This window comes from Oscillibacter valericigenes (assembly GCF_016902445.1).
Lineage (GTDB): Bacteria > Bacillota > Clostridia > Oscillospirales > Oscillospiraceae > Oscillibacter > Oscillibacter avistercoris.
Genome location: NZ_JACSNX010000042.1, coordinates 1 through 7431, shown reverse-complemented (window position 1 = coordinate 7431; position 7431 = coordinate 1). Strand labels below are relative to the sequence as shown.

At 62.9% G+C, this 7431-nt stretch carries 5 protein-coding genes and 1 pseudogene; 3 read left to right on the top strand and 3 right to left on the bottom strand.

Annotation, left to right across the window (positions count from 1 at the left end; genetic code table 11):
* Positions 1-468: 468 nt before the first annotated feature.
* Together H9X91_RS13785 and H9X91_RS13780 are read right to left on the bottom strand one after the other, a co-directional pair.
* Complete coding sequence (locus H9X91_RS13785; protein ID WP_204805830.1) at positions 469-1044, bottom strand: dipicolinate synthase subunit B; 576 nt, start codon at positions 1042-1044, stop codon at positions 469-471.
* The gene (locus H9X91_RS13780; RefSeq protein ID WP_204805829.1) at positions 1041-1880 is read right to left on the bottom strand and encodes a dipicolinate synthase subunit DpsA; all 840 of its coding nucleotides are present in this window, start codon (positions 1878-1880) and stop codon (positions 1041-1043) included. Before H9X91_RS13780 ends, H9X91_RS13785 begins: the two co-directional genes overlap by 4 nt.
* Before the next feature lie 116 nt (positions 1881-1996).
* Between H9X91_RS13780 and H9X91_RS13775 the strand changes: the two genes are divergently transcribed.
* Positions 1997-2680, top strand: coding sequence for a YjjG family noncanonical pyrimidine nucleotidase (locus tag H9X91_RS13775; protein ID WP_204805828.1), 684 nt, complete (start codon positions 1997-1999; stop codon positions 2678-2680).
* A gap of 90 nt (positions 2681-2770) precedes the next feature.
* Here the strand turns inward: H9X91_RS13775 and H9X91_RS13770 are convergent, their stop codons facing one another.
* Positions 2771-5665 carry an S-layer homology domain-containing protein gene (locus tag H9X91_RS13770; protein ID WP_204805827.1) on the bottom strand — a complete coding sequence of 965 codons (2895 nt, stop codon included), beginning with the start codon at positions 5663-5665 and terminating at the stop codon, positions 2771-2773.
* Positions 5666-6152: 487 nt separating this feature from the next.
* Here H9X91_RS13770 and H9X91_RS13765 point away from each other — a divergent pair, with 487 nt between their 5' ends.
* Positions 6153-7310 (top strand): glycerate kinase family protein, encoded by a 1158-nt coding sequence (locus H9X91_RS13765; protein ID WP_204805826.1) that lies wholly within the window; start codon positions 6153-6155, stop codon positions 7308-7310.
* Positions 7307-7431 (top strand): annotated as a pseudogene (locus H9X91_RS14510) (D-2-hydroxyacid dehydrogenase); the annotation flags it as partial. The gene H9X91_RS13765 and the pseudogene H9X91_RS14510, both read left to right, overlap by 4 nt.

Below are 7431 nucleotides of genomic sequence, written 5' to 3'. Positions count from 1 at the left end.
CCGGCAGAACGGCTTTGTCCTTTGGTCATACCACCTAAATGGTATCACCTTCTGGTGCTTTCTTTTCGTTACGTTGTTTAATTTACAAGGTGCACGCCGCTCCCGGCGGTGAGATTTACTTTACCACAAAGTCTTCACTTTGTCAACACATTTTTTCAAGTTTTTCTTGAAGTTCTGTGTTCTGGTGTCGTAGCTCTCGTGCCGGACAGCTTAGTTAGAATATCATCCGCTCCCGAAAAAGTCAACCCCCTTTTTCCTGTTTTGGTAATTTTTTCTCTATTTTAGCGGCTGATCCTGCAAGATTCGCCTTTTGTACGCAATCTCTTTAATGGCAACTATATTGATCATTAGTTTAACTTATAATTAATATACTTTTTACAGTCTGTGTTCGGCATTTTCACTGAACGGGCAGCTTCATCTGCCCATTTCTGCAAAAAAGAGGCGCGGGGGGACCCGCACCTCTCTTATTTACCGCAGCAGGATGGGCTGGATCTGCTCTCCCCGCAGCGCAGCCTCCACGGTCTCCGGGATCTTGGAGAAGTCTGCAATCAGCGAACAGGGTTTCGTTTTGGCGTTGTCCTGTCCAAAGGGAACAAAGTAGTAGTGCTTCCTGACCAACAGTTCTCCGATGTTTCTTGCACCGGCGGCAAGGCCGTCATTGCTGGCCATCGCAATGACCACCGGGCGGCCGTTTCGCAGATGGGCTTTCACCGCCATGGTGACTACCGTGTCTGTGATCCCTGCGGCCAGCTTGGCGATGGTATTTCCTGTGGCCGGGGCAACGACCAGCACATCCAGCAGGCCCTTGGGGCCGATAGGCTCTACGGACGGGATGTCACAGAGCACCTCATGGCCTGTCAGATCCTCCAGCCGTTCCAACAGATCGTCGGAGGTGCCGAAGCGGGTATCCGTGAAGGCAGTGTTCTCCGATGTAATGGGGATCACTGTTTCATAGAGCTGTACCAGTTTCTCCAGCTCCCCCAACACCTGCTGATGGGTGCAGAAGGAGCCGCACACGGCAAATCCGACCCGTTCTTTTCTCATTCAGGGTCACCTCGTTCTTTTATAATGTAGAATACCGCATCGCAGATCGCAGCTGCGGCTGTGGCCGGCACCAGCCGTCCCGGCAGGGAGCGGGCCCAGATGCAGGGCAGGCCGAGCTTCTCCGCCGCCTCCTGGTCGATCCCAGGAGTGGATGCCAGTTCCACACAGAGGCAGTTTTTCGGCAGCTGCATCAGCAGCGGCCGGTCCAAGACCAGCGAGGGGACTGTGTTGAACACCGCACCAAAGGCCCCCAGCCTTCCGCCCAGGCGGCTGATCTCCGCCGACCGCCAGCCATAGGCCCGGATCCAGGCCAAGTCCGCTGGCCGCCGTGCTGCGGCGGTGACATTGGCCCCCAGTCCGTGGAGCCGAAAGGCCAGCAGACGACCGATCCGGCCGAAGCCCAGGATCAGGCAGTTCATGTCCAGCAGCGTCCGATCCAGATGCTCCATGGCCGTCTGCAGCGCTGCCTCCGCAGTGGCGGCGGCGTTGGCGACATTCAGATCCTCCCGCTGGAAGTAGTCCACCATCGTCAGCCCGCGCTGCTCCGCCTCCATCTGCTGGGCCGGCCGTACCTGCCCCGCCAACAGCAGCTGATCCGGCCGGAAACGGCGGAACAGCGCTGCCGTCGGCAGAGCCGCAGCCTCGCAGTTCAGCATGCCTTCCTCCCGGCAGAGCGGCAGGGGCAGGATCACCACATCTGCTGCGGCCGCCTGGTCCAGAGCATCCGGCAGACCGGGCACGCCATAGGTCCAGACGGTATTCCCCTTCTCCTTCAGCAGCCGGGCCAGCTCTGCCTGCCGGCGGTCGCCGCCGATCAGGCCAAAGGTCTTGTTCATCCCGCATTCCCCCTCATGCCATGGTATGCGGCCCAAGGCCGGCGGTGATTGCCATTCCCGGTGTGATGTGATAAGATAAAAAGCGGAAGATCTTTCCTATGAAAGGAGTCCTCTCCATGCAATATCCCTATCTGCTCTTTGATGCGGACGACACCCTGTTCGATTTTCCGAAGGCCTCTGCGCGGGCCTTTTCCGCCATGTGCCTGGCAAATGATATTCCCGATACGCCGGAGGACCGGCAGCTCTATCACCGGATCAATCAGGAGCTGTGGGCCGCATTCGACCGTGGAGAGATCTCCAAGGAGGCACTGACACTGGAGCGGTTCGTCCAGTTCCTGCAGGCGCTCGGCCTGTCCCGGGATCCGGCCCAGTGCAACCGGGACTATCTGGCCGCCCTGGGAGAGGGCGTCTTTCCCCTGCCTCACGCGGAGGCGGTCTGCCGGGAGCTGGTCCGCCGCGGGCACAAGCTGTACATCGTCACCAACGCCGTGGCCTCTGTCCAGCGGAGCCGCCTGCAGGGCAGCGTGTTCGCCGAGCTGATCACCGACGCCTTTATCTCGGAAGACGCCGGTGCCTCCAAGCCGGATCCCGCCTACTATGACTATGTGCGTTCCCGCGTGCCGGGCCTGACGGCGGAAAACAGTCTGGTCATCGGCGATTCCACGGCCACAGACATTCGGGGCGCCAACAATGCGGGACTTCCCTGCTGCTGGTACAATCCCCGCGGGATCTCCCGGCCGGAGGAACTGCGGATCGACTACGAGATCCGGGACCTGCGGCAGCTGCTGGACATCGTGTGACAGCCGGGCAGGAAGCGAAAAAGGGCGCCCCGCACATGCGGGGCGTCCTTTTTGCAGGAACAGTATATAGACCTGTGCGGCCGGAGCTCATCAGCCCAGGGCGCGATAGAGGAAGGTCACGATCTGCGCTCTGGTGCAGGCCTCACCGGGCTCAAAGGTAGCTGCCGTAGTGCCTTGGGTCACGCCGTTCTTCACAGCCCATACCACTGCATCCGCGTAATAGTCGTCGTCTGCCACGTCCCGGAAAGGATTGGTGCCGGATACGGCGGGAGATCCCTCGGCCCGCCACAGCATCACCGCCGCCTGGGCACGGGTGCAGGATGCATCCGGGGCGAACGTGGTGCCGGTGACGCCGGAGGTGATCCCCTCCTCCACCGCCCAGAGGACCGCATCATAATAGTAGGCGTCGGCGCTCACGTCGGTGAAGGGGTTCTTCGTGTTCTCCGCACGGGGAGAACCGTTGGCACGCCACAGGAAGGTGATGATCTGGGCCCGGGTGCAGCTGCGGCCGGGGGCGAACGTAGTGCCGGTGACGCCGGAAGTGATCCCCTCTTCCTCAGCCCAGCGGACCGCATCAAAGTAATATGCGCCGGCGGAAACATCCGTAAAGGGCATGTCGCTGCCGCTTTCTCCGGTGCGGGCAAAGCTGGCGGACACGGTCACCCGGCTGCCGGGCATCTCGAAGGTATACTTGTTGCTGCCGGCGCTTCGGACATTGATCTCGCTGCCCTTGCTGTCGGTGACCGTCAGCTCGTCCAGCTCATAGCCGGCCTTGGGCGTCACGGTGATGGTCACGGTGTCGCCCTTGTCGGCCCGGCCCGGATTGACCCGCACCGTGCCGCCGGTGACCCGGTCCACCGTGATGAGATACTCGCCGGACGGAGAGCCGCTGCCGCCGTCGGAGTCGTCACTGGCCGTCCAGTGGGCATAGAGCGTGGCATTGGCGTCAAAGGCGGACTCTCCGGTGACCTGGGTCCCGCCGCTGGAAGCGGTGAACCAACCCGCAAAGGTGTACCCCGTCCGGGTGGGGACCGGCAGCTCGCCCACGGCCGCGCCGCTGGCCGCGGCCAGTGTCTTTACAGCACAGCTGCCGCCGTTGGCATCCAGAGTCAGGATGACCGTCTGATCCGGGTCCACGAATTCCTCCACATCTGCGGTGGTAAAGTTTCCGCCGGTGACCGTGATGCTGCCGGAGCCGCTGTTGGTCACCGCGCCGGTCACGGTGCCGCCGGAGATGGCAGCCGTGCCGCCGCCGGTGTTCTCGATGGTCCCCACCGTGCCGCCGGTGACGGAGACATCTGCCGCCGCACCGTTGGACACGCTGGCCACCGTACCGCCCGCAATGGTAACTGAGCCTGCCGTGGTGCCGCCCTGGGTCTTGATGTTCTGATAGCTGCCGCTCTCCACCGTCAGGCTGCCGGAGGCATCCACGCCCTCAAAGACGATGGAATCTCCCTCGGCGATCTCCGTGTCCTCCAGGCGGACCGTGCTGCCCTGGTCGATGTTGACGCCCCACTGGTTGCCGGAGGTGGAGAGCCCGTCCGCAGACAGCTCCGTGCCGTTGACCACCAGAGCGTACCAACGGCAGCCGGTGATCTCCACTTTCTCCAGCGTCACCTTCTCAGCGTGATAGATATTGATGCCGTGCTTGGCGGCGCTGCCGCCGTCAAAGGTCACGTTCCGCAGCACCACTTCGGCATCGTCCTGGATATTGACCAGGCTGGGGCCGCCGCCGTTGTCCTCGGCGACAGAGAAGGTCCCCTCCTTGGCGGAGATGGTATAACCGTTGCCGTCCAGAATCACGTCACGGGAGATCAGCAGCGCGCCATGGTTGTTTGCCAGGCCGGTTCCGTCCAGCTCCACATCCCGCAGCAGACGGATGGTCTCCCCCGCCCGAACGGCCGCGACGGCCTCTGCCACAGTCGCATACTGGGTGCCTCCGATGGCTGCCGCAAAGCCCTCCTCCGGCACATCGGCGCTGCCGTTGTTGCCGTAGATGGTCTCACCTGTAAAGGGGTCCACGAAAGAGGTCAGCGGGCTGTCCGTGAAATTCTCCGCCTGCCAGGCACAGTCAGCAGGGACCACCAGCATGGCGCCCTGGTCGTACGTGAACCGCTTGGCCGTGTTCTCATAGGGCTTCGCGCCGGCAGGATCATTGTCCATGACGCCGGAGGCATTCAGCTTCAGGGTGCCGGAGGCAGTCACCTGCAGCGTGCTGCCGTAGCTCATGCGGAGCCGGCCGCTCTCGCCCATGGTCAGAGCACCGGAGATGGTCAGCTGGGAGGGCTTGCCGGTCCCGGCGTCCTCCTGACTGCCGGTGGCGGCCAGTGCGCCGTTGACCGTCAGCTCCGCCCCGGACCCGATGGTCAGATCCAGACCGCCGCCTGTCTGGAGCGGCAGCGTCAGCTTCAGCTCCTGGTCCGCCGGCACCTCTGCGACGGCGTTCTGCTCCAGGGCGATCCGGAATTTGCTCTTTCCCTGGTCAAAGCCGCTGATGGTGATGCCGCCCTCCTGCAGGCGGATGACACTGTCCGCGTCGGTCCCCACATAGGTCTGACCGAGGAATTCCAGCTGGCCGCCTGCCTGGACCTGGAGGGTCCCCTCAGAGGTCAGGATCGCGGCAGCATCTTCCAGCTCCGCGGTCAGAGCCGCGCCGGAGGCCACCTGCAGGACGATGTTGGCCGGGATCTTCACCAGCTTCTCTCCCTCGCCGCTGCCGTACCGGCCGGTAAGGGTGACCGTGCCGCCGGAACTGGCTGCGGCAAATGCGGCCTCCATGGTCTCATATGTACCATCTTCGAAAGAAAAGGCCCCGGTCTCCGCCTCGCTGGAGAGCTGGTTGTCAGCCGCTCCGCTCTCCCGACCGGTCTGGCTCTCGACCATCTGCCCGGACACGGGCGCACTGCCGGCCGCCGCCGCGTTGGCAGGCAGCATGGATGCCAGCAGACTCAGGGTCAGCAGTCCTGTTACAAGTTCTCGCTTCATGTTGTGTTTGTTCCTCCTGGTTGAATTTGAGCGTGAAGGCTCCCCGAAACGCCGCTGCTCCCTTTCGGCGCCCCGTTGAAGTCCTGCTTCCACTCTCAGGAAAAAATGAATAAATTTTCATGTTTTTCGAAAAATCCCTTTGAAAGCAGGCAAAATCATTCTCAAAAGCCCTGGTTCGCATCCTAGCACAGGTCCACTCGTTCCACAAGAGGGCGGATACTTTTTCCAGGCGGCAGACCAGCTGTTCCCAAAATCAGCGAACCATCTGCGGCAGAAGCGTTTCCGCGCCGCATACCGTTCGTCCGGCAGGAATGATCTTCAAATCCGGCCGAAAACTACCTGCTCCGTGCAGTCAGCTTCCACTGCCGGACCCGGGCCGTGGAGAATCTCCCTTTACTTTTCCCCGGTGCCACGATATAATAAATTTCGATCGATATACATGCGCCGGCCCGGCAGACCCCTTCAGCCGGCAGAAAGGGCGGAACATATGCGAGTTCTTGTGGCAATCGACTCCATGAAAGGGAGCATCTCCTCCCGGGATGCGGCAGCAGCCGTGAAGGCCGGGATCCTGTCGGTCTCTTCGGAGGCGCAGGTGGACTGGGTGCCTGTGGCCGACGGCGGCGAGGGCACTGTGGAGACGCTGGTCTCCGGCCTCGGCGGCGAGCTGATCCAGGTAAATGTGACCGGGCCGCTGGGCGAACCGGTCCAGGCAGCGTACGGCTGGCTGCCTCAGCAGCAGACTGCCGTATTTGAGATGGCCCAGGCCTCCGGCCTGCCGCTGGTGCCTTCGGAGAAGCGCAATCCCCTCCACACCACCACCCGGGGCGTGGGGGAAATGCTGCTGGACGCCCTGGACCGGGGGTACCGGCGGATGATCATCGGCATCGGCGGCAGCGCCACCAACGACTGCGGCATCGGCATGCTGCTGGCTCTGGGCTGCCGGTTTTTTGATGATGCGGGCCAGGAGGTCGCGGGATATGGCCGGGATGTTGGCCGGATCGCCCGGATCGACGCCTCCGGGCTGGATCCCCGCCTGGCCGGCTGCGAGATCCAGGTGGCCTGCGATGTGAACAATCCCCTCTGCGGTCCCAACGGTGCCTCTGCGGTGTTCGGCCCCCAGAAGGGCGCCACGCCGGAGATCGTCCGGCAGATGGACGCAGGCGCTCTGCGGTTTTCCCAAGTGGTGAAGGAGGCCACGGGCATCGATGCCGCAGATGCGGCCGGCGCCGGCGCCGCCGGAGGCTTAGGCTATGCGCTGCTGGTCTTCCTGCGCGCCAGGATGGGCTCCGGCATCTCCATCATCCTGGACACCCTGCGCTTTGAGGAAAAGGCCGCCTGGGCGGATGTGGTGATCACCGGCGAGGGTCGGCTGGACCGGCAGACCGTCATGGGCAAGGTGCCGGCCGGCGTGGCGGAGGCCGCCAAGCGGCACGGCGCCCTGGTGGTGGCCCTTGCAGGCTGCGTGACCCCGGAGGCCCGGGCCTGCAACGACCACGGCATCGACGCATATTTTCCCATCCTCCAGCGCCCCTGCACGGAGCGGGAGGCCATGGAGCTGTCTCAGGCGTCTGCCAACCTGGAAGCCACTGCGGCCCAGGTCTTTCACCTGATCACCGCCTGCGAAACATGGAGGGCCAATTCATGAAAATCGTGATACTGGACGGCTATACGGAGAACCCCGGGGACCTGAGCTGGGGCGAGCTGGAGAAGCTGGGCGAGCTGACGGTGTATGACCGCACCAGCCTGACGGACGAGGAGGAGATCAT